This is a genomic window from Rheinheimera soli (assembly GCF_021290985.1).
Taxonomy (GTDB): domain Bacteria; phylum Pseudomonadota; class Gammaproteobacteria; order Enterobacterales; family Alteromonadaceae; genus Pararheinheimera; species Pararheinheimera soli.
This window is the reverse complement of sequence record NZ_JAJOYU010000001.1, coordinates 76,809-98,499: the sequence shown is the minus strand read 5'-3', so window position 1 is coordinate 98,499 and position 21,691 is coordinate 76,809. Positions and strand designations below refer to the sequence as shown.

Here is a 21,691-nt window from a genome sequence, read left to right as displayed (position 1 = left end):
TCTGTATTAATTTTGCACCTTTCTTCAACAAGCTTGAATTTGAGCTAGCGAATTTTTTCTGATTGGGTTAAGTTTAACTGGTCGTAGCTGTTAAAAGCTAATATCACAAAACGAATGACTCCTTTAGGTAACTATCGGGGCAGAATAAGAAAAATACAGGACACGGGGAGAAGATATGAACAAGCTTTTGCTTAGCTTTGCTATTGCCAGTGCGTTAGGTTTAGCCGGTTGTGGTGGCGAATCACTGGACGAAATTAAAGACGATACTCAAACAGGTGGTGAGGTTCAGATCCCTTTATCACGTGTTGTTTATGACCCGGCCAACGGCGTGTTATCACCACCTAACGATTTGTTATTACAAGGCACTACAGATGGTACCTTGTTTATGCCAGGTGAAAAAAATGCAGCCGGTGCCCATCTTGATGCACCTAACTACGCCGATCCTTCAACAGCGTTAGGCGCATTAGATGGCTGGTCTACCCAAAACCCATTTACTATTGCACTGAGCTTTACCTCTGGTGTCAGCTTAGATGCAGCCAGTGTGCAGCAACCAGGTTCAGTTTATTTAGTGGAAACCCTGATGGGCGACCCTGCTTCACCTGATGCAGATTGTCGTACTGTTCCTCGTGGCGCTGCCTGTAAGGCTGTGGGTAGTCTGACCTTTGGTGTTGATTATGTGACCCGAGCCAGCGGAAACAGCATTGCTGTGATCCCGTTAAAACCATTAAAACCTGCCACCACTTATATTCTGGTGTTCACTGATGCGTTAAAAGACAGTGAAGGCCGTTCTGTCGCACCTTCTACCACCTATGAGTTGGTTAAACAGGACATTACCACTAAGCCATTAGGCACTGCTGCCCAGCTGGCTTTACAAGGCGTAATTAACAGTTTTGAAAATGCAGTCTCTGCGCAGTCGATTAACAAAGCTGGCATTATCTACACTGCTGCTATTACGACTCAATCTACGGCTCCGGTATTTGCTACTATCAAGCAATTGATGGCACCAAGTCCGTTAAATAATAATACTCCTCCTTCAGTTGCGATTGCAGATACTGGTGCAGTGGTCTCTGATCTGTTGTTCCCGGGACAAACCGTCGCGGATAGTCTGGCTGACCCACGTTTTATTTTTAAACTGGCAAAACTGTACAGCGGTACTATTAACCTTCCGTACTATTTGGGTGCTGCAACAGCTGAAAACCCAATGGCTCCTTTAAGCACTCGCTGGATGGCCCGTTGTGATTCAGGCGCAATTATTGCCTCTTTGAGTCAGGCGCAAATTACTGCGTTAGAAAACAGCATCACTGATCCGGCGCAAGCTGGCAATGATGCTTTCTGTAAGGCGGCTTCAAATGGCGCTTTGCGAGATTTTGGTCTGGATAAACAACGCCATCTGACTAAGTTTAACGTGATCCCTAAAGTAAACAGCACTCAGACTTTGGCTGTGCAGGTCACTGTACCTGACGACGTTCGTGGTGCCGCTTTAGGTTTGGTTAAACCTGCAGCAGGCTGGCCTGTAGTGATACTGCAACATGGTATTACCTCTAGAAAAGAAGATATGCTGGCCATCACAGGTGCTTTATCTGCCCGTGGTTTTGCCACTATTGCGATTGACCATCCGTTACATGGTAGTCGCGGTTTTACAGTGGGCGATTTGGTGATCAATGCTTCAACTAACAGCGCCACAGACTATATGAATCTCTCGAACCTGTTAGTGACCCGAGACAATTTACGTCAGAGTATCGCTGATATGTTGGGCTTACGTTTAGGCATGAATTTTAATAACCAACCAGGTTTATTAAACACTCAGGATGTGCAGTTCTTAGGTCACTCGTTGGGTGCAATCTCTGGTACTGCTATGGTGGCCTTGGCCAACAGTACAACCGGCAGCGCGCAACTGGATGCCTTATATAACATTCGCTCAGCAACCTTAGCTATGCCTGGCGGTGCTGTGGCTAACTTCCTGTTGGATTCAGCTTCTTTTGGCCCAACCATTAAAGCCAGCGTTTTGTTAGGTGCTGGTGGTGCTACTGCTCAGGGTTACATCGACTTTGCTACCAACAATGCGTGTGGCGCAGGTCAGACAGCTCCTTATGCAGCTTGTTTTAATGACTTTGTTCAGGCGCTTGCTGTATCTAATCCGGCGGCACTGGCTGCATTAAACGCTTCGTTCTCGTCTTTTGCTTTTGCAGCGCAGACAGTAACAGATGCAGGTGATCCAAATAACTATGCTTCTATGCTGGTGGCTTCTGAAACCCCAACTTATATCATTGAAGTGGTAGGCAACGGTTCGGATCAGTTACCGGACCAGGTGATCCCAAATCGCTCTGCTGCTATGCCTTTGGCTGGTACTGAGCCTCTAGCTGCTTTATTAGGTGCTTCAGCTGTCAATAATGTGGCAGGTACTTATCCTGTGACTGGCACAGCGTTAAGCCGCTTTATTGCAGGTGGACACAGCTCAATTCTGAGTCCTGCTGCCAGTGTTGCTGCCACTACAGAAATGCAAGGCCAAAGCGTCAGTTTCTTTATGGGGCGTGGTGCTGGTGTTGTGGTTGCCAACGGTGATGTAATGGCTCCTGCCAACTAATATTTTGATGTCTGTAAAAGCCCGGCTCTGATGCCGGGCTTTTTTTATGGCAAAAAATAAAGTGTCGATGTGCCTCAGGTCGGGTCTCGTGTCGACTGTGTTATAACCATAGCGATTTTTTTTAATACTACATCAGGCTACAATGCCAATAGTTTTTCTTTAAAAGGAATAGAAGTGGAATTTTTATATCAATACGGTTTATTTTTAGCGAAAACAGCCACAGTCGTCATTGCTGTGGCTGTTATTGTTGCTGTTGTGGTGTCTGCCAAACAAAAAGCTAAAAAAGGTGAGTTGGAGTTTAGCGATCTATCTGAAGATTATCGTGATTTAACCGCTGATTTGCAGCAACAACTGCTGGATAAAAAAGCTTATAAAGTTTGGGTTAAAAGCCAGAAACAAAAAGACGTGCCAAAGGAGCGGCTTTTTGTGCTGGATTTTAATGGCAGTATGGATGCGCATGAAGTCGAAGCATTACGTGAAGAAGTCACAGCTGTGCTTGCCGTTGCAACAGAAACTGATGAAGTGTTGATCCGGCTGGAAAGCCCGGGTGGGGTAGTGCATGGTTATGGTTTGGCTGCATCGCAACTTGACAGAATTAAGCAGCAAAATATCCGTCTGACGGTAGCTGTAGATAAAGTTGCAGCCAGTGGCGGTTATATGATGGCTTGTATTGCTGATCGTATTTTAGCTGCACCTTTTGCTATTGTTGGTTCTATTGGTGTCGTGGCTCAACTGCCAAATTTCCATAAATTGTTGAAAAAAAATCATATAGATGTCGAACAGTTCACCGCAGGTGAATTTAAACGCACAGTGACAGTCTTTGCGGAAAACACCGACAAAGGCCGCGAGAAGTTTCAACAGGAGCTGGAGCAAACTCATATTTTGTTTAAAGATTTTGTGTTTAAACACAGGCCTGTACTGGTGATGGAACAAGTGGCCACAGGTGAACATTGGTTTGGTTATCAGGCTCTGGATTTAAATTTAATAGACCAGTTACAAACCAGCGATGACTATCTGGTGCAGCAATTCAAAACCAAAAAAGTAGTGCAGGTGAAATACCAGATCAAACGCAAACTAGCGGAAAAAGTTGGTTTAGCTGCAAGCTCTGCGCTGACTGCCAGCCTGAACAAATTGTCGCAACTTAGTTTCTGGCGTTAAGTTATGCAGTCTGAGTTTTGGCACAATTGCTGGCAGCAACAAAGAATAGGCTTTCATCAACATGGAATTCACCCGCTGTTGCCTGTAGTATTGTCTCAACTGAACTGGCAGCAGTCTAAAACTGTTTTTGCGCCTTTGTGCGGTAAAAGTCTGGACCTGTGGTGGTTGGCCCGGTATGGAAAAGTGATTGGAGCTGAATTATCTGAACTGGCTTGTCAGCAGTTTTTTCATGAACAGCAGCAAGAGTTTTCCATTTCTCTACAAAACGAATTTCAGCACTTTAGTCATCCGGCTGTTGATATATGGCAAGGTGACTTTTTCGCTTTAGAACCACAACAGTTAGGCCATATCGGGCTGATTTATGACAGAGCTGCACTAATAGCTCTGCCTGCTCAGATGCGAATTGACTATGTGCAGCAGATAAAACGCTTGTGTACAGCACCCGTTTCTTTGTTACTGCTGAGCCTGGAATACCCGCAAGCAGAAATGTCCGGCCCGCCGTTTTCGGTGACAGAGCAGGAAGTCAGAAGCTTGTTTGATTTTGCCGAATCAATTCAACTGCTGGCTTTACGTAATCTGACAGGACGACCTTTTGCGCAGCGCCAGTTCAGCGTCAGCAACCTTGTTGAAAAGGCGTTCTGGATCCGGTGGTAACATCACAAAAGACATAAAAAACGCCGCATTAAGCGGCGTTTTTTATGTCCATGGAGGGACGGTATGTCGCAACTGTCGGGAACGTTGTTGCGACGATGTCCATGGAGGGACGGTATGTCGCAACTGTCGGGAACGTTGTTGCGACGATGTCCATGGAGGGACGGTATGTCGCAACTGTCGGGAACGTTGTTGCGACGATGTCCATGGAGGGACGATATCACGCCTTCGCCTCTGGCGGAGGCCGGGTGCTTGTTGCGACGATGTCCTTTATTAAACGTTTCTGCCTGCATCCGGGTTGTTAAAACACTCGGCATCAAACTGATTTTCACTTTTAGCGATAATGCAAGACACCATAGCATCACCGGTAATATTCACTGCGGTACGGGTCATATCCAGTAAACGGTCCACGCCAATAATCAGCGCTATACCTTCGACAGGTAAGCCTACTTGCTGCAATACCATAGCCAGCATAATTAAACCTACACCAGGCACACCAGCAGTACCTATAGAGGCTAAAGTGGCGGTCAAAATCACCATCAGGTAATCCATAGTGGTTAAATCCACCTGAAACACCTGAGCGATAAATACAGTAGCAACCCCTTGCATGATGGCTGTGCCATCCATATTGATGGTTGCACCCAAAGGAATAGTGAATGAAGCGATGTTGTTGTTGACCCCCAGTTTTTTGGTGGTGGTTTCCATATTAACAGCCAGAGTCGCATTGCTGCTTGAGGTGCTGAAGGCAAACAAAGCTGCATCTTTCATCTTGCGGAAAAACATCAGCGGGCTTAAGCGGCCAAATACTTTTAACAAGGTGCCATAAACTACAAAACCGTGGAAAACTAACACAAACAGTACAGTAGCGAAATACCAGACCAAGCTACCCATGTCTTTCATATCAAGGGTGGTGAATAACTTCGCCATAAGGAAGAACACACCATAAGGTGCTAAAGCCATCATAAAGCCAACCAGCTTCATCACTACTTCGTTTAGGTCATTAAAGAAATACCGAACCCGAACTCCGGCTTCGCCGCTCATGGCAACAGCCAGACCAAACAATACTGAGAATACAATGATTTGCAGCATTTCCCCTTTAGCCATCGCATCAACAGGATTGCTTGGGAACATGTTAATAAAAACTTCGGCTATTGAAGGGGCTGTTCCGGTTTGAAACGTTGAGTCGGCAACCATGTTGACGCCAGCGCCCGGTGAAATCAGTACGGCAAAGAAAATGGCCAAGGCAATGGCTATAGCTGTGGTTAATGTAAATAAGCCCATAGCTTTTGCACCCAAACGCCCCAGCGTGTTTGGATCACTTAGCGAGCTGGTACCGCAGACCAAGGATACAAAAACCAAGGGGACAACCAACATCTTCAAACTGGCGACAAATATTTGTCCGCCCGCGTGAAAAATGCCGTCGACAAAAAATGCCCGTAAACCCAGCTCTGCACCAAACAAACTTAAGGTTCGTTCTGCTTCGCCTGCTAGCAGGAATTTAAATAAAGCACCAACCAGAATACCCAGTGCCATACCAATCAGAATACGTGGGGTTAGACCTAATTTCTTTTTTGCAGTCATTTTTATTTTGTTATCAGCCCGGAAAATGCCGCTTAGCCTAACAGTTTGCGAGCCAAAAGAAAAACCGCAACTGACGGAATTATTTTGCGCTTTGACTTAGCCCACTGAATAAGTTTCGACTAAGCTAGAATAATTACAATAAGTTAGCGCATCCAATGGAGAATCCAGATGCTTAGAGTCAGGTGCTACTTTATCGTCGTTTTGTTGTTCCTGTTAGCTGCTTGTGGTGGTGGAGGCACTATTACTGATGACGACGACGACGGTGGTACAACCGAAGTGATCACTATCAGTCTGGTACTGACCAACGCAGCCGCAGTGGTATCCTCTGAAGTAAGTAAAGCGCAGCCCCTGACATTAACAGCCACTTTAACCTCGTCAACCGGTCGCTCTATGGCAGGGCAACTGGTGACTTTTAGTCTCAATGATGCACTTTTAGCCAACTTTAATAATGAAGCGGGCACAGCGCAAACCAACAGCAATGGTGTTGCTGTGATAGGAGTGTTGGTCGGAACCAAAAGTGGTGCCGGTACCATAGCCGCTACTTTAACAGGTGGACAATCCACTACCATTAGTTTTACTTCCGCGGGGGATGCTGATGATGTAGAACCTGAAAAGCCGGTCGGTTCACTGCGCTTAATTGCTGATACTTTGCAGTTAGGTTCCGGCAGTACAGCACAAGTCGCTTTGTCTGCAGTGGTTCTGGACACCAATAATGTCTTACAACCCGGAGTCACAGTACAGTTCAGCTCATCCTCAGGGGAGTTGGAAGTGGTTAGTGCTGTCACAGAATCAGATGGAGTCGCCAAGGCCAATTTATCCAGCAGTGTAGACCCATCATTGCGCACAGTCACAGTGACTGCTGCGGTCGGGGATAAGAGCGCGACTGTAGATATTAATATAGTTGGCACCTCGATTCTGATCAGCGCTCCGCGCTCCATGGTATTGTCTGACGAAGTAACTATTACCGCGGATTTAACCGACTTTGACGGCAAAGGTATTCAGGGGCGGACCTTAGCTGTGACTTCTTCATTGAATAACCCTATTACCAGTACTTCACTGGTGACTGCTGGTAATAGTGGCAGGGTGACTTTTACCTACAGAGCAACACAGGGCGGCACAGATGAGCTCCGAGTGACAGGTTTAGGTGCTACTGCAGTGGCAGCTATTAGCATTCAATCCGACCAGTTCAGGTTTTTGAGAACAGATGCGATAGAGGTCGATTTAGGTACCGTAGCGGATCTTGACCGTATGCTAAGTCTGGAGTGGTTGGTCAATGGTAATGCTAAAGAAGGAGGTGAACTGACTTTTACAACCACTCGAGGCACTCTCAGCGACAGTGAAGATGAAGCGGGGACATCTATTTCCATAGCTGCACAAACTGTTTTGGGGAGGGCGGATGTGTTTGTTCATTCAGACTTTGCTGGTTTTGCAAATATAGTAGCAACTGAAGTTTTGGAGGGGTCTGTTAATTTGTTAACAACTCAGACTCGTGTTGAGTTTATCGCAACTATTCCCGATAACATTGAACTCCAGGCTTTTCCTGCTCAGCTTGGCCCCGGAGAACAAAGTATTGTGCGCGCAATAGTTCGCGATCAAAATAAAAACCCCGTGAAAAATACAACTGTTGCATTTACTTTAGTTGGTGCTCCTGGAGGGCAAATCAATCCGGCTACATCGATCTCCGATTCACAAGGTCTGGCAACAACAGTGTTTACATCTGATAGCTCAACAGGAGCAGGCACAGGTGCCAACCTAAACATACAGGCAACAGTTCTTGATAACTCCGCTATCAGTAAACAGGTACCCGTCTCTGTCGGTGCCAGAACATTATTTTTCCGTTTTGGTACAGGAAATACAATTAAAGCTCCAAGCACCACTTTATTTGCACAAGAGTTCTCTGTTTTGGTAACGGACTCGTCCGGTAATCCAGTTGCAGGACAAGATCTCAATGTTTCAGTATTACCTTTGAGTTATGACAAAGGGGAGTGGGATGAATTTCCTGATCCGATTGAATTTGAATATTGGGTTGCAGATAGCTCCGAAGCTGCTACTAATTGCGCCAGTGAGGATGTGAATAACAACGGAATTTTGGATGAAGAAGATACCGATGGCGATGGAGTGATAGATGTTACGGAAGATACGAATGGTGATGGGCAGCTAACCCCTGGTAACGTTGCATCGGTGCCAAGGACAGTAAGAGCTGATAGCAATGGTATTGCAACTTTTGATATGACTTATCCAAGGGATATTGCTCCATGGACTGAAGTTCTCATTACCGTCTCTGGCTTTGCTGATGGCACCGAAAATATATCAAGCCGAGAGTTCAGAACCCGGGTGTCTGGAGAATATATTTCTGATCAAACTGCTACACCAGCAAAAAATCCATTTGGTGAGGGGGAGTTCTGTACCGATATAAATTAAAGGGTATTTTGGTGTAAAAAAAGGCGGAAATCGGTTCCGCCTTTTTTATGCCCATCAATAACAGTTATGTCGCAACCTTTATAAACAGTGTTACGACAATATGGTTGTTACCATCTAATTACGCTGGAATTGATACACAGACCCAAGTTTTAAGATTTGTGTTAGTTCATCCAGTGCCTGACGACTTTCAATCAGCAGTTGCGGATCGGCTAAATCTGCTTCGCTGATCTGGTCACGGTAATGCGTGTCTACCCACTGATTTAAGCGGATAAACAAGCTGTCGTTCATCAGCACAGCCGGATTCACCGCCTGATGTTCAGCAGCACTCATTGCCACACGTAGGCGTAAACAGGCTGGACCGCCGCCATTTTGCATACTTTGTTTCACATCAAAGTAATGCACCTGACGTACCGGAGTACCCCGGCCTGTCAGTTGCTCCAGATAAGCCGACACAGTGGCGCTGTCGCGGCATTCTGTTGGCGCAATAATAGCCATATCGCCATTTGGCAAAGTGACCAACTGAGTGTTAAACAGATAGGTTTTCACAGCTTCTGATACTGATACTTCAGAGGTTTTTACTTCAATAAAGTGTAAATCTGCTGCTGTGCCAAACTTGCGGCGAATTTCATCCAGTTTGCTTTGGGTATCAACAAAAGCCTGTTCGTGGAAAAACAACACGTTTTGGTTGCCAACTGCGATCACATCATTGTGAAAGACGCCCTGATCAATGACGTCAGGGTTCTGTTGCATCATCACAGCGCCGTTTTCTGACAGTCCATGCAAACGAGCGACTGCTTCACAGGCTTCCAGGGTATGGCGGGCCGGAAAGCGTTTTGGCGCTGGTTTAGACGAATCAAAGGCATAACGACCGTAGACAAACAACTCAACGCCAGCATCGCCATAATCACTGCATAAGCGGGTATGGTTGGCCGCGCCTTCGTCACCAAAGTGATCGTTATCCGGCAAATGCTGGTGATGAGCAAAGTGTTTGTCATCACTGAACATAGCTTTAAGGATACGGCCTGTGGTTAAAGGTTCGAGTGAACGGTGAAACTTGTTGGTTAAGTTCGCCGGCGTAAAATGGATTTTACCGTCCGCTGTGTCTGCACTGGGTGAAATAGTCGCAGCATTGGCAGTCCACATACTGGAAGCCGAACAGACAGCTTTCAGCACAGCTGGCGCTTGTTTGGCCGCCAAACTTATCACTTCACTGTCTGTGCCGGTAAAACCTAAACGTCTTAACGTATAGACATCAGGTCGTTCCTGTGGAGCCAGTACGCCTTGTACTAAACCCAATTCAGACAAAGACTTCATCTTCTGCAAACCCTGCTTAGCGGCTTGTTTCGGACTGGAGGTGTTTTTGGCGTTATTTAGCGAGGCAACATTGCCGATGGATAATCCGGCATAGTTGTGCGTCGGCCCGACCAGGCCGTCAAAGTTTGCTTCAAAGAACTTCATTTTTGCTTTATTCCTTCATTTTTGGGAAGGGGCACTGCTTTTATTATTATTGCGGCCGTTGCTTCATTTTGTCCCTGCGTACTTAAAGCCACAGCGTTGTTGACTGCACTACTCGCCCCAGTCACATAGGACAACTATGCTCCAAAAGTTTCGCTCGCTCCTGTCACATAAGGCATCTATGCTTCCGGGTCTCGCTCGCTTGTCGGTATGCTGCGACTTTTATTACTTTATGCAGGTCCCGCTGATTTATTCAGCGAAAAGTCACTAAATTGTGACCTTCTGGCATAATAATGAACTTATTCTCTTGTCACAACTTGAGTTTACGGATATACGTTAAAAAAGAAGTGCCCACCGGCACGCCAAAAGGTCAGGGATCTCAATCACAAAATGGCGAAATCACTAGTCATAGTCGAATCACCGGCGAAAGCTAAAACCATCAACAAATACCTTGGAAATGACTTTATCGTCAAATCCAGCGTTGGTCATATCCGCGATCTGCCTACCAGCAGTAACAAAGATAAAGTCAAAGAAGACAAAACGAAGCTCAGCAAAGAGCAAAAAGAGTATCAGGCTCTGGTTGAACGTATGGGCATAGACCCAAACAATAACTGGCAGGCCCGTTACGAAATTTTGCCCGGCAAAGAGAAAGTCGTCAAAGAGCTGAAAGCTCTGGCTGAAAAAGCGGACACCGTTTATCTGGCAACAGACTTAGACCGCGAAGGGGAGGCGATAGCCTGGCACCTTCAGGAAATTATTGGTGGCGAGCATCAGAAGTTTAAGCGAGTGGTGTTTAACGAGATCACTCAAAATGCTATAAAAAATGCTTTTGTTGAACCTGGTGAAGTCAATCAGCATCGCGTTAATGCTCAGCAAGCCCGTCGTTTTTTAGACCGGGTTGTTGGTTTTATGGTCTCGCCATTGCTGTGGAAAAAAGTAGCCCGAGGCTTATCTGCTGGTCGTGTGCAGTCTGTGGCTGTGCGGTTGGTGGTGGAGCGTGAGCGCGAAATTAAAGCTTTTGTGCCGGAAGAATACTGGACTGTTGCTGCTGATACGCAAACCAAAGCTGGTGTTAACCTGCAGTTGGATGTAGCTAAACAAGCCGGAAAAGCCTTCAGACCTGAAAATAAAGCTCAGACTGATGCTGCCGTTGCCATATTGCAAAAAGCCAGCTACGAAGTCATTGAGCGTGAAGATAAGCCATCGAGCAGTAAAGCTCAGGCGCCTTTTATCACCTCAACCTTACAACAAGCCGCCAGTACCCGTTTAGGCTATGGCGTGAAAAAAACCATGATGCTGGCCCAGCGCTTATACGAAGCTGGCCATATTACTTATATGCGTACCGACTCGACTAACTTAAGTGCCGATGCACTGACAGCTTGTCGTGACTATATCGAACAAAATTTTGGCACCAAGTATTTGCCAGAACAGCCATTAAGTTATGGTAGCAAAGCCAATGCCCAGGAAGCGCACGAAGCCATTCGTCCATCAGATGTTTTTGTTTTGGCCAGCAGCCTGCAGGATATGGAAGCCGATGCCCGTAAACTTTACGAGCTGATTTGGCGCCAGTTTGTCGCTTGTCAAATGCCTTCAGCCCAGTATGATGTCACTGTGATCACAGTGGCTGCAGCTGACTTTGAATTAAAAGCCAAAGGCCGGGTATTACGTTTTGATGGCTGGACTAAAGTGCAGCCTGCGCAGAAACGCAAAGACGAAGAAGAGCTGGAATTGCCGGATGTAAAACCTGGCGAAAGCTTAAAGCTGGAGCAATTAACTCCAGCCCAACACTTTACCAAGCCACCGGCTCGTTTTAGTGAAGCCAGTTTAGTTAAAGAGCTGGAAAAGCGCGGTATAGGCCGTCCTTCAACCTATGCTGCTATTATTTCGACTATTCAGGAACGTGGTTATGTCAAAGTCGACAACCGCCGTTTCTACGCCGAAAAAATGGGCGAAATTGTCACTGACCGCCTGGTTGAAAACTTCGGCGATTTAATGAGTTACGACTTTACCGCCAATATGGAAGTGCGCCTTGATGATATTGCTCATGGTGAATTGCAATGGCGTAAAGTGCTGGATCAGTTTTATGGCGATTTTTCACAGCAGTTAAAAACGGCGGAATCTGACCCGGAACAAGGTGGTATGCGCACCAATCAGTTTGTGCTGACGGATATTGCTTGTCCAACTTGTGGCCGCCAGATGGGTATTCGTACTGCATCTACTGGCGTGTTCTTAGGCTGTTCAGGTTACAACCTGCCGCCAAAAGAACGCTGCACCACCACTATGAACCTGACTCCTGGTGATGATGCGGTAGAAGTAGCAGATGAAGACGAATTAGAAACCGAAATACTGCGTCATAAAAAACGTTGTGCTAAATGTGGCACTGCTATGGATCATTACCTGATTGACGAGCAGCGTAAGCTGTATGTCTGTGGTAATAACCCGGGCTGTGACGGTTATTTGGTTGAAGCTGGTGTGTTTAAACTCAAAGGCTATGATGGCCCGCTAATCGAATGTGAGAAGTGTGGTTCGGATATGCAGCTGAAATCAGGACGTTTTGGTAAGTATTTCGGTTGCACCAATGACAGCTGTAAAAACACCCGTAAACTGTTGAAAAATGGTGAAGCTGCTCCGCCAAAAGAAGATCCTGTGCATTTACCTGAACTCAAATGCGAAAAGTCAGACACATATTTTGTGCTGCGTGACGGCGCTGCAGGTTTATTCCTTGCTGCCGCTACTTTCCCTAAATCGAGGGAAACACGAGCGCCACTGGTGTCTGAACTGGCGCGTTTTAAAGACCGTATTATGCCGAAGTTCCATTATCTGGCTGAAGCGCCGGCAGCTGACGCTTCAGGCAATCCGACGATCATCCGCTGGAGTCGTAAGACCAAGCAGCAGTATGTAATGACGGAAAAAGATGGCAAAGCCACTGGCTGGTCGGCATGGTACGAAAATGGTCGCTGGGTAGTGACAAAAGAAAAAGCGAAGTAATTTCAAGGTATTAAAAAGGGCGCTTAGGCGCCTTTTTTAATACCACATTACCACTTACGTTTAGGTGCAAATAGCACATCCAAATCGTTGTTTTCCTGTTCTGCTTTTTTCTGCCGATCGCGCAGATTACCTTCTTTTAATTCAGTCGCTATATCTTCAAGTATGGTCATCACTTCACTTTTACGAGTCGCAACATAGTCGTCAGCATGGGCACAGTTTGACAAAGTAGTCAGTGCTTTTTCGTAACATTGACGTGCTGAACCCAACATATTGCCTGCGCGAGCCTGATTGCCTCGTTTCACCTGACTTTCGACATTAATGCGCAGCTGCAACATCTCAAGTCGTCTATCTTCCTGCACTACTGTTTGAGTATCAATATTGCCGCGGGCATGTTCGCTTCGCAAAATAGTCCGTAGCTTTTTAATCCCCTGGATCATGCCAATAATTTGCTTGTCATTATCCGGCATGGTTAAACCTTCGACTGTCATATCGCCGACAGCGGTATCATTTAAGCGGGCTTCAGTCTCTCCAATACGTTTTTTCAGATCCTTTGAATTGGGCTCCAGCTCCAGCATGGCTTTGAGTGTAACCACTATACGTTTGAGCAGCATTTGTATGATGCCTTTGGTGATAGGTACGTTGGCTGCATTCAGCAGAATGTCTTCTGTATCTTCCAGCAAAGTGCGGAGCTTAGAAAACTCAGCTCTTTTCAGCGCTGCCAGCCGCTCTTTATGTTGCTGCACAGCGTTGACAATCACGGCGATAATCACCAGTGCAACAACCAGCACAATGATAATAGTAAAAAGCATCCAAACTCCGTTGCCCCCGGATTCATCGGGGTATTTCAGCTGTGGCCGATTTTAAGCCGAGCCTTGAAAAATATCTATGTTAAGTGCAAATCAAGGTAGATACAGGCTGAACATAGCGCCGCCGTACAGCCCCCCATTACTTAAACGAATAAAACCAGTTTTACCATGATTTTTATGCGCTTTGGCGATTAACCCTGCAAAAAACAGGCCTAAACCAGTACGACCAGCGGCTAAATTTAAGTCTTTCATCAGGGTATCGGCATTTTCCAGCATAAATTCAGGATAACCCGGCCCATCATCATGCAGTTCTATCGCCAAACCATGTTCTGTCAGCTCTGCCCTTAATAATAATTTACTTTTGGTGTAGCGTAGCGCGTTGACAAACATATCATTGAGCAGGTTACTGATCAGATCGCTGTCAAAATACCAGAGTAAGTCGCTGCCATCCTGCACTTCCACCTGGATATCTTTTTGACTGCTGTACATTTCATTTTTCAGAAGGATTTCTTCAAATAAATCAGAGATATAATACTGGTCGATTTGCAAAGGTAACTGGTTTTTTTCAATACGATACAAGGACAGTAACTGCAACAGATTGATATTCAGCCTGTTGGCTTCGTAATGAATACGGGACAATTCTTCCCGGCCGTTGCTGTCCAGTTGTTGCTGCTCTTGTTGCAGGTTATCAATGGACTGGATCAATAAACACAAAGAGTTTTTCATATCATGTGCAGCGGATGCCAGCACTGTTGCAAAGTCGATGGATGAGTCTGAAGTTGACATACAGTCCCCGATGATCCCGTTGTACTGCCATGGATAACTAAACAGCAGTTTTTTTAGTTACTATTGGTTATATATTCCAAGTAAATCAAAATAAGTTGGAATATCCAGATGAATATGTATAGTGTTTATATCATATGCCAAGAACGGATCACTGACACATGAAATTACAACAGCTACGTTATATTGTTGAAGTTCTGAACCACAACCTGAATGTCTCTGCAACAGCAGAGAGTTTGTATACCTCACAGCCTGGCATCAGTAAACAGGTGCGGATGCTGGAGGATGAGCTGGGTATCCAGGTCTTTGGCCGTTCCGGTAAACATTTAACTCATGTTACACCAGCTGGCAGAGATGTTATTGAAATCGCTCAACAAATACTAGGAAAAGTTGAGAGCATCAAGGCGGTTGCCAAAGAACATACCTTGCCTGATCAAGGTAAGCTGAACATAGCTACGACGCACACTCAGGCCCGTTATGCCTTGCCTCCTGTGATCAGTGGCTTTATGAAGAAGTTTCCCAAAGTCTCTTTGCATATGCATCAGGGCACTCCATCACAAATTGCCGAAGCGGCATCCCGTGGTGATGCGGACTTTGCCATTGCCACTGAAGCTATGCACTTATTTAATGACTTAGTGATGCTGCCTTGTTACCACTGGAACCGCAGTGTGATAGTGCGACACGACCATCCGCTGGCCACCTTAAATCGTAAAATTGCAGTGGAAGATGTAGCTGAACATCCTATTGTCACTTATGTGTTTGGTTTTACTGGTCGTTCTGAGTTGGATCGTGCTTTTGGTGAAAAAGGCTTAGAACCTAAAATTGTGTTTACTGCCACAGACGCGGATGTCATTAAAACTTATGTCCGTTTAGGTTTAGGCGTTGGGGTGATTGCCTCTATGGCCATGGATAAAGAGCTAGATAAAGATTTAGTCTCTATAGACGCCAGTCATTTATTTGCTGCCTCCACCACTAAAATTGGTTTCAGAAAAGGGACTTTCTTGCGTACCTATATGTATGATTTTATTGAACGTTTTGCGCCGCATTTAACCCGTGAAGTGGTAGAAAAGGCCAATATGTTACGTAATCAGGATGATATAGACAGAATGTTTGCCAAATTTGAGCTGCCGATTAAGTAGCCTTTCCAGACAACACAGAGGGCCTTGTTGGCCCTTTCTGTTTCTCTGCAGCTAAAGGGGCAAACTCTTGCCGCTGCTCCTGGCAGATTTTCAGCATGTTTACCATAAATCTGAATAATGCCAACACCCGCCTGCTTTACATTCTGCACTTCATCAGTAAATGCCAACGCAATTTGCACGGGGATTGTGCGAAAGTTATGTTATTTTTCATTTGTGGATATCTAGATGTTTACATGGCTTTTATTGCTGGTTATGCTAAATAAAGACAAACAAATACATGCATGATCAGAATGAAGAAAACTGAAGATGCGCGAGTTCGACATACAGAGAGTGAAAGATGATCGATTTAAAACTGCTGCGTACCTTACAGGCGTTGCAACAGACTGGCACTTTAGTCGCTGCGGCTGATCAGCTGTATCTGACACAGTCGGCTTTATCGCACCAGCTCAAGGAGGCTGAGTCTTATCTTGGCGCTGCACTTTACCTGCGTAAAAGCCAGCCTGTGAGTTTTAGCCCGCAAGGTCAGTTGCTATTGGATTTAGCTGCACAAGTCCTGCCTTTGGTGGCGCAGGCGGAAGCACAGCTCAAAGGTAAAAGCTTAAACCGTATTCGATTGGCTGTGGAATGCCACGCTTGTTTTCACTGGCTAATGCCTGCTGTGAAAGCTTTTGGGCTGTTGCAAAGCGACTGCCCGGTCGAGTTTTCTGCTGAAATTGAACACAATGCGCTGGATGCCTTATTAAGCGATGAGCTGGATTTGGTGTTGACCACAGACCAACGTGAGCTGACAGGTTGTTATTTTTCAGCTTTATTTGAAATGGAATTGTGCCTTGGGGTGAGTACCGACCATCCACTGGCGCAGCAGTCTTTTATTCAGGCGCAGCAGCTAAAGCAGGACACTTTATTAGGCTATCCATTGCCTTTGGACCGGCAGGATTTATACCGTTATGTAATGGCTCCCGCTGGTTTGGAGGCAAAGTTCAGAACTGTGGCGCAAAGCAGCCAGATTTTGCAGTTGATTGCTGCGGGGCAGGGGGTGGCGTTATTACCACGTTGGCTGATGGAGCCTTATAGGGCTCAGGGCCTGCTGGCGGTTCTGCAGATAGGAGAGCAAGGTTTATTCAGAACTATGTACGCAGCCTGTCGACAGGGGCAGCAAGAGGCTAACCCGCTGCGACAGTTGTTAGAGCAAATAAGTCTGCATCAGCCTTCGTAAGAAAGAGGATCTGTCGCTTTGTTTAATTCAAAAGCTTCGAGGCGTTCCTGACAAGAGCCACATTTACCACAAGCTTTTTCACGACCGTTGTAGCAGGTCCAGGTTTTGCTGTAATCCAGTCCCATGGCTAAACCATCCCGTAAAATTTCAATTTTGGTCTGGCTTAAATAAGGGCTGACAATATCTACCGGCTCGTAGTTTGCGACCTGACAAACTTCATTCATTTTATGCACAAAATCAGGACGGCAATCCGGATAGATAAAATGATCACCAGAGTGCGCACCGTAATACACAGCGCGTGCATTGAGTGATACTGCATAACCTACGGCCAACGACAATAAAATCATATTGCGGTTAGGTACTACAGTGGATTTCATCGTATCTGCAGCGTAATGACCTTCAGGAATTTGAATATCCTCATGAGTACTGTCCGGCGCCATCAGGCTGGAACCTGCCAGTAACTGATTTATCGCGGAAATATCTACTACTTTGTGTGGTACGCCTAATTCTTCACAGACGCTTTTGGCGCAGACCAGTTCTTTAACATGGCGCTGTCCATAGTTAAAAGACAGGGCATAAACTTCATGACCATCTGCTATGGCTTTGTGCAACACGGTAAATGAATCCATACCGCCGGAATAGATCACAACAACTTTTTGCGGCATCTGTCAGGCTCTCTCGCTATAATAGGCAAAATTTCGGGCGCGCATTGTACTGTATCTGAGCCTGTAGCTAAAGGAAAACCCCATAAAGTGTATAAAGTAAACGAGATTTTCGAGACCATTCAGGGTGAAGGCAGTTACACCGGTACTCCAGCTATTTTTCTGCGTTTACAAGGATGTCCTGTAGGCTGCTCCTGGTGTGATACCAAACAGACCTGGGAAATAGATCCGGACTTGCAATTAAGCCCCGCTGCCATTTTAGAGAAGAAAGCCGATTCGGATCACTGGTGCAGTTTATCTGGTGCCGAAGTGCTGCAGTTGTTTGCCGACAAAGGCTACCGCGCTAAACATGTGGTGATCACAGGCGGCGAACCTTGTATGTATGACTTAAGGCCTTTGTGTGAGCTGTTGCATGAACGTGGTTTTTCTACGCAAATTGAAACCAGCGGTACCTTTGAAATTCTGGCACCCCAAAGTACCTGGGTCACAGTATCACCTAAAGTGAATATGAAAGGTGGCTATGAAGTGCTGCGTACAGCGCTGGAGCGCGCTAACGAAATTAAGCATCCGGTAGCTATGGAAAAACATATAGACGAGTTACTGCAACTGCTGCAAGGCCTGGATTTAACCAACACGCTAGTGTACTTGCAGCCGATCAGCCAAAAAGCCAAAGCCACCCAGCTGGCTATTGAATTCTGTAAACAATACAACTGGCGTTTAAGTGTGCAAGTGCACAAGTATCTTGGCATTAACTAACAAAGACTAGCTAATTTCCTCCAGACTGTCTTCCAGCCAGAGTTCCAAATCTTTGGCTGTGTCAGTCAGCTCTTGTCTCAGCCACTGACGTTTTAAGTGGGGCGTCAGTGGTAACAGCTCCATCCAACGTGATACCAGCCAGCATAAGTTGTGTGGTTCTGGTTGAGGGTAGAGTGTGGCCAGTTCAGGATACTGTTTAAAAACCAGTTGTAATTTTTGCCACAACAGCTGTTGCTCCGCGCTGGTGTTTTGCGCAGTCCAAAATGGGATCGGCGTCAGCTCTGCTACATGCAACTGATCATATTCCTGCCACCTTTTGCTTATTTGGTAACGTCCGGTTCCTTCGACTGTGATACCAAGTAAACCATCAGGTAATTGTTCAAAATCGACAATAGAAACCAGTGTGACTTCAGGACAAATTCTGTCCTGATGATGCTGGCTCACCAAAGGATTAATACTGGCGATGGCAAAAGGCCGGGTGCCGCTACTGGCTTCTTTCATCAGGCGTAAATAGCGAGGTTCAAATAAACGCAGACGCATTCTGCCGTCAGGCAGCAGCAAAGTATTGAGTGGAAATAAAGCTATTGTTGGGTTCATAACCGCATGTCGTTAACTACTCTGCGGTTATGTACGCTGGCGTTGTTGCTTTAGATTAGTCTTTGACTGTTCTTATTGGATCATCTTTTAATTTAGGGATTTTTAAGCCCAGTTCCCTGCCTCTGTTGCGGGCATAATAAGTGCAGCCAACAAACATCAGGCAGGAAAACAGCAGCTCCAGCAGCGCCAGATAAAACTCAGTACCGGAACTTACCCACAAATGGGTCAGGCTGTGGATCATATAGAGCATCACAATAAAATTCGCCCAGGCAAATGTATAAGCTTTGCCAGTGATCATGCCCCAAAGCGGGAACCACAAAGGTGTCCACAACAAAGCAAGCAGAACTTTGGCACTGCCAAGCTCTGGCGGGGCTAACCATAAAACCCAGAGAGGGATAAGTAGAAAAAGCCCGCTAAAACCAAGACGGCCAAGCCAAAGATAAAGGCGTGTAGAGGAGGCCATAGCTACAGAAGAATGTGTCATAAAGTACTGAATCCGGAAGTTTTTAATGCGATAGCAGCTAATGCCAAACGTTTGCCAAATTGAACAGCCAACTGATGTTCATCTTTACTTAACTTGTCTGAACCAGACAAACCACTCACATGGCTTGGGCCATAAGGAGTGCCACCAGTTTGGGTATGATGCAATTCTGGTTCAAGGTAAGGTAGCCCAACAATCAGCATACCGTGATGCAACAAAGGTAACATCATACTGAGTAAATTCGCTTCGTTACCGCCATGCATACTGCCAGAGGAGGTAAATACACCTGCAGGTTTGTCCATTAAAGCGCCTTTGAGCCACAGACCACTGGTGTTATCCCAAAAGGCTTTGAGTGGGGCGGCCATATTGCCAAAACGTACCGGACTGCCAAAAGCAAAAGCGTCAGCATCGAGCAAATCCTGCTCTGTCACGACCGGATGAAGACCCACTGCACAACCATCCAAAGCTTGTACTGTGCGCAGTACTACTTCAGCTCCGGCTTGCTGAGCACCAATAGCAATTTTTTCAGCCAGAGCAGCGACAGAACCATGACGGGAATAATATAAAATCAGTAACACAGCTTTCATGCCAGCAGCGCCAGCATTTTATCGGCTGGACGGGCTACCACAGCTTTGCCGCCCACCTGTAAAACAGGTCTTTCCATTAATTTCGGATGAAGCACTATAGCTTCAATCAATTGCTGTTCCGACAAAACAGGGTTTGCCAGATCCAGCGCCTTGTATTCATCTTCCTTGCTGCGCAATAAATCACGCACAGGTAACTGCAGCGCTTTGAGTAAAACAGTCAGCTCATCTGCAGATAAAGGTTGTTCCAGATAAAAACGAACTGAAAAATCTTTACCGCTTTGTTCCAGTAATGCTAATGCTTCACGACTTTTTGAACAGCGATTGTTGTGATACAGCGTAATCATAAATAGTGCCTTGAGTTTATAAACGTTTCAGACGGTTTAATTCGGTTTGCCATTGTTTTTTCTTGGCTTCAATCCGTCGGTTTTCTAAGCTGTTATTTGGCTCCAGATGATTTAACGCCTCGTTTAAATCATCAATAGCTTTAGGGTAGATTGCCATTTGGTAATACACATCAGCTCTGGCTTCGTAGTAACGCGCAAAATCTTCCATCGCTTTGTAGGTATCTGCCAGCATTTCATAGGCTGGGAAAAGATCATCTTTGTAATAAAGTAAATTGCGCAGCAAGTGAACAGCCAGTCGGTAGGCTTTCCCCTGAATAGCCGCATTGGCATAATTCAGTGTCACCACCTGATTGTTTGGTTTGAGTAAATACTGTTGCTCCAGCATGGTCATTGCTTGCTCAGCTTTGCCTTGTGCTAACAGAATGTCAGTGTAAGCATCAATGTAATACAAATTATCTGGTTCTTGCTGACGCAGCTTAGTGATAATTTGATCCGCTTTACCCACTTGCTTGTCATCAAAATAAGCTAAAGCCAGGCCATATTGGTTGGCCTTGGTATTGCCGCCTGGTTCTTCCAGTTTACGCAAAAAATAGCTTTGTGCGTCTTTGGTTTTGTAGTGATAGCGCGCCATCACCCGGGCTTTGGCCAGTGCATAATCCTGACTGTCTGCAACAAAACGTTTAGGGTATTGTTCAGCCCTTAAGCGTGAGTCGGCCACCCGGGATTGTGACAAAGGGTGAGTGTATAAAAACGCCAGTTGAGTATTAGCAAAACGGCTTTTTTCCGCCAACTTATTAAAAAACTCAGGCACAGCATAAGGGTTGTAGCCTGCATCGGCCAGCAGTTGAATACCTATACGGTCTGCTTCCTGCTCGTTACTGCGGGTAAAATTAATCGCACTTTGTTGTGCCAGCCCCTGAGACGCCATAATCCCGGCCATACCCGCTTCAGGATTAACTGTCGCCAGCAAAATTGAACCTAAAATACCAGCAAGGGTCAATGGACCGTTTTGTGAACGGGCTTCAACAGAGCGGGCTATATGGCGCTGCGTGACGTGAGAAATTTCGTGTGCTATCACCGAGGCGAATTCACTTTCACTGTCTGAAACAGCCAGAGTTCCGGTATGAGAGGCTATATTGCCGCCGAGCGTGGCAAAGGCGTTAATGTTCTTATCATTAACCCAATAAAACCGAAACGGAAATTTGACGTCCTGAGCTTTAGCAACCATTTGGTTGCCCATGGAGTTCAGGTATTCGTCGAGTAAGGGGTCATACACCATAGGCAGCTGGCTTTTGGTTTGACGCATCATCACATCGCCCAACTGTTTTTCTTTGTCAGGCGTTAAGGTGGAAAAGGCATTGCCGCCAATATCAGGCAAAGCAGTGTTTGCCTGAACTGCGTTTACGGAGGCCAGAGCTAAACATAAACTGAACAGGCTCAGTTTCACGAGTTGTGTTTTTACTGCAAATTGCTTCATTTATT

The 21,691-nt window shown here is 45.9% G+C and carries 18 protein-coding genes; 8 read left to right on the top strand and 10 right to left on the bottom strand.

All coding sequences use genetic code 11. The features are described from left to right. The first annotated feature begins 175 nt into the window (after positions 1 to 175). From LSG37_RS00440 to LSG37_RS00430, 3 genes are all read left to right on the top strand, one after another. Positions 176 to 2,584 carry a VolA/Pla-1 family phospholipase gene (locus LSG37_RS00440; protein WP_233077895.1) on the top strand — a complete coding sequence of 803 codons (2,409 nt, stop codon included), beginning with the start codon at positions 176 to 178 and terminating at the stop codon, positions 2,582 to 2,584. A 168-nt stretch (positions 2,585 to 2,752) separates the two neighbouring features. Then, positions 2,753 to 3,742: a protease SohB gene (sohB, locus tag LSG37_RS00435; protein ID WP_233078213.1), complete on the top strand. Its 990-nt coding sequence runs from the start codon at positions 2,753 to 2,755 to the stop codon at positions 3,740 to 3,742. A gap of 3 nt (positions 3,743 to 3,745) precedes the next feature. Continuing rightward, complete coding sequence (locus tag LSG37_RS00430; RefSeq protein ID WP_233077894.1) at positions 3,746 to 4,396, top strand: thiopurine S-methyltransferase; 651 nt, start codon at positions 3,746 to 3,748, stop codon at positions 4,394 to 4,396. A gap of 270 nt (positions 4,397 to 4,666) precedes the next feature. Here LSG37_RS00430 and LSG37_RS00425 read toward each other — a convergent pair whose 3' ends face one another. After that, positions 4,667 to 5,974: a dicarboxylate/amino acid:cation symporter gene (locus LSG37_RS00425; protein WP_233077893.1), complete on the bottom strand. Its 1,308-nt coding sequence runs from the start codon at positions 5,972 to 5,974 to the stop codon at positions 4,667 to 4,669. Between the two features lie 168 nt (positions 5,975 to 6,142). On the opposite strand from LSG37_RS00425, the gene LSG37_RS00420 reads away from it, so the two are divergent. After that, entirely contained in the window at positions 6,143 to 8,395 is a 2,253-nt protein-coding gene (locus LSG37_RS00420; protein ID WP_233077892.1) for an Ig-like domain-containing protein, read from the top strand. Between the two features lie 114 nt (positions 8,396 to 8,509). On the opposite strand, the gene astB is transcribed toward LSG37_RS00420, so the two are convergent. Further along, positions 8,510 to 9,853: an N-succinylarginine dihydrolase gene (gene astB, locus LSG37_RS00415; RefSeq protein WP_233077891.1), complete on the bottom strand. Its 1,344-nt coding sequence runs from the start codon at positions 9,851 to 9,853 to the stop codon at positions 8,510 to 8,512. Positions 9,854 to 10,240: 387 nt separating this feature from the next. On the opposite strand from astB, the gene topA reads away from it, so the two are divergent. Next, positions 10,241 to 12,838, top strand: coding sequence for a type I DNA topoisomerase (gene topA, locus LSG37_RS00410; protein ID WP_233077890.1), 2,598 nt, complete (start codon positions 10,241 to 10,243; stop codon positions 12,836 to 12,838). A 47-nt stretch (positions 12,839 to 12,885) separates the two neighbouring features. Here topA and LSG37_RS00405 read toward each other — a convergent pair whose 3' ends face one another. Then, on the bottom strand, positions 12,886 to 13,647 hold the full coding sequence (locus LSG37_RS00405; RefSeq protein WP_233077889.1) for a hypothetical protein: 762 nt from the start codon (positions 13,645 to 13,647) through the stop codon (positions 12,886 to 12,888). 90 nt (positions 13,648 to 13,737) lie between these two features. After that, positions 13,738 to 14,430: a sensor histidine kinase gene (locus tag LSG37_RS00400; protein WP_233077888.1), complete on the bottom strand. Its 693-nt coding sequence runs from the start codon at positions 14,428 to 14,430 to the stop codon at positions 13,738 to 13,740. A gap of 158 nt (positions 14,431 to 14,588) precedes the next feature. On the opposite strand from LSG37_RS00400, the gene cysB reads away from it, so the two are divergent. Both cysB and LSG37_RS00390 read left to right on the top strand, forming a co-directional pair. After that, a complete protein-coding gene (gene cysB, locus LSG37_RS00395) occupies positions 14,589 to 15,566 on the top strand; it encodes an HTH-type transcriptional regulator CysB (RefSeq protein ID WP_233077887.1) in 978 nt (325 codons plus the stop codon). A 337-nt stretch (positions 15,567 to 15,903) separates the two neighbouring features. Continuing rightward, positions 15,904 to 16,782 carry a LysR substrate-binding domain-containing protein gene (locus LSG37_RS00390; RefSeq protein ID WP_233077886.1) on the top strand — a complete coding sequence of 293 codons (879 nt, stop codon included), beginning with the start codon at positions 15,904 to 15,906 and terminating at the stop codon, positions 16,780 to 16,782. Here LSG37_RS00390 and queC read toward each other — a convergent pair. Next, positions 16,770 to 17,447: a 7-cyano-7-deazaguanine synthase QueC gene (queC, locus tag LSG37_RS00385; protein ID WP_233077885.1), complete on the bottom strand. Its 678-nt coding sequence runs from the start codon at positions 17,445 to 17,447 to the stop codon at positions 16,770 to 16,772. The genes LSG37_RS00390 and queC overlap by 13 nt on opposite strands. Before the next feature lie 87 nt (positions 17,448 to 17,534). Between queC and queE the strand changes: the two genes are divergently transcribed. Continuing rightward, positions 17,535 to 18,200, top strand: a complete 666-nt coding sequence (gene queE, locus LSG37_RS00380; protein ID WP_233077884.1) for a 7-carboxy-7-deazaguanine synthase QueE — start codon at positions 17,535 to 17,537, stop codon at positions 18,198 to 18,200. Between the two features lie 6 nt (positions 18,201 to 18,206). Here the strand turns inward: queE and LSG37_RS00375 are convergent, their stop codons facing one another. Genes LSG37_RS00375 through bepA form a run of 5 tightly spaced genes read right to left on the bottom strand, consistent with a single transcriptional unit; the run spans position 18,207 to position 21,686 of the window. Beyond that, positions 18,207 to 18,797, bottom strand: a complete 591-nt coding sequence (locus LSG37_RS00375; RefSeq protein ID WP_233077883.1) for an LON peptidase substrate-binding domain-containing protein — start codon at positions 18,795 to 18,797, stop codon at positions 18,207 to 18,209. Positions 18,798 to 18,852: 55 nt separating this feature from the next. Further along, positions 18,853 to 19,281 (bottom strand): DUF2069 domain-containing protein, encoded by a 429-nt coding sequence (locus LSG37_RS00370; protein ID WP_233077882.1) that lies wholly within the window; start codon positions 19,279 to 19,281, stop codon positions 18,853 to 18,855. Continuing rightward, positions 19,278 to 19,865 (bottom strand): NAD(P)H:quinone oxidoreductase, encoded by a 588-nt coding sequence (gene wrbA / locus LSG37_RS00365; RefSeq protein ID WP_233077881.1) that lies wholly within the window; start codon positions 19,863 to 19,865, stop codon positions 19,278 to 19,280. Before wrbA ends, LSG37_RS00370 begins: the two co-directional genes overlap by 4 nt. Then, a complete protein-coding gene (gene arsC / locus LSG37_RS00360; protein ID WP_233077880.1) occupies positions 19,862 to 20,209 on the bottom strand; it encodes an arsenate reductase (glutaredoxin) in 348 nt (115 codons plus the stop codon). Before arsC ends, wrbA begins: the two co-directional genes overlap by 4 nt. Positions 20,210 to 20,225: 16 nt before the next feature. Next, positions 20,226 to 21,686, bottom strand: a complete 1,461-nt coding sequence (gene bepA, locus LSG37_RS00355) for a beta-barrel assembly-enhancing protease (RefSeq protein ID WP_233077879.1) — start codon at positions 21,684 to 21,686, stop codon at positions 20,226 to 20,228. Positions 21,687 to 21,691: the final 5 nt, after the last annotated feature.

What these genes read in the sequence shown, in the direction of transcription:
- LSG37_RS00440 (WP_233077895.1), top strand. Translation starts at nt 176, where the DNA reads ATGAACAAGCTTTTGCTTAGCTTTGCTATTGCCAGTGCGTTAGGTTTA.
- LSG37_RS00430 (WP_233077894.1), top strand. Translation starts at nt 3,746, where the DNA reads ATGCAGTCTGAGTTTTGGCACAATTGCTGGCAGCAACAAAGAATAGGC.
- LSG37_RS00425 (WP_233077893.1), bottom strand. Translation starts at nt 5,974, where the DNA reads ATGACTGCAAAAAAGAAATTAGGTCTAACCCCACGTATTCTGATTGGT.
- LSG37_RS00420 (WP_233077892.1), top strand. Translation starts at nt 6,143, where the DNA reads ATGCTTAGAGTCAGGTGCTACTTTATCGTCGTTTTGTTGTTCCTGTTA.
- astB (WP_233077891.1), bottom strand. Translation starts at nt 9,853, where the DNA reads ATGAAGTTCTTTGAAGCAAACTTTGACGGCCTGGTCGGGCCGACGCAC.
- topA (WP_233077890.1), top strand. Translation starts at nt 10,241, where the DNA reads ATGGCGAAATCACTAGTCATAGTCGAATCACCGGCGAAAGCTAAAACC.
- LSG37_RS00405 (WP_233077889.1), bottom strand. Translation starts at nt 13,647, where the DNA reads ATGCTTTTTACTATTATCATTGTGCTGGTTGTTGCACTGGTGATTATC.
- LSG37_RS00400 (WP_233077888.1), bottom strand. Translation starts at nt 14,430, where the DNA reads ATGTCAACTTCAGACTCATCCATCGACTTTGCAACAGTGCTGGCATCC.
- cysB (WP_233077887.1), top strand. Translation starts at nt 14,589, where the DNA reads ATGAAATTACAACAGCTACGTTATATTGTTGAAGTTCTGAACCACAAC.
- LSG37_RS00390 (WP_233077886.1), top strand. Translation starts at nt 15,904, where the DNA reads ATGATCGATTTAAAACTGCTGCGTACCTTACAGGCGTTGCAACAGACT.
- queC (WP_233077885.1), bottom strand. Translation starts at nt 17,447, where the DNA reads ATGCCGCAAAAAGTTGTTGTGATCTATTCCGGCGGTATGGATTCATTT.
- LSG37_RS00375 (WP_233077883.1), bottom strand. Translation starts at nt 18,797, where the DNA reads ATGAACCCAACAATAGCTTTATTTCCACTCAATACTTTGCTGCTGCCT.
- LSG37_RS00370 (WP_233077882.1), bottom strand. Translation starts at nt 19,281, where the DNA reads ATGACACATTCTTCTGTAGCTATGGCCTCCTCTACACGCCTTTATCTT.
- wrbA (WP_233077881.1), bottom strand. Translation starts at nt 19,865, where the DNA reads ATGAAAGCTGTGTTACTGATTTTATATTATTCCCGTCATGGTTCTGTC.
- arsC (WP_233077880.1), bottom strand. Translation starts at nt 20,209, where the DNA reads ATGATTACGCTGTATCACAACAATCGCTGTTCAAAAAGTCGTGAAGCA.
- bepA (WP_233077879.1), bottom strand. Translation starts at nt 21,686, where the DNA reads ATGAAGCAATTTGCAGTAAAAACACAACTCGTGAAACTGAGCCTGTTC.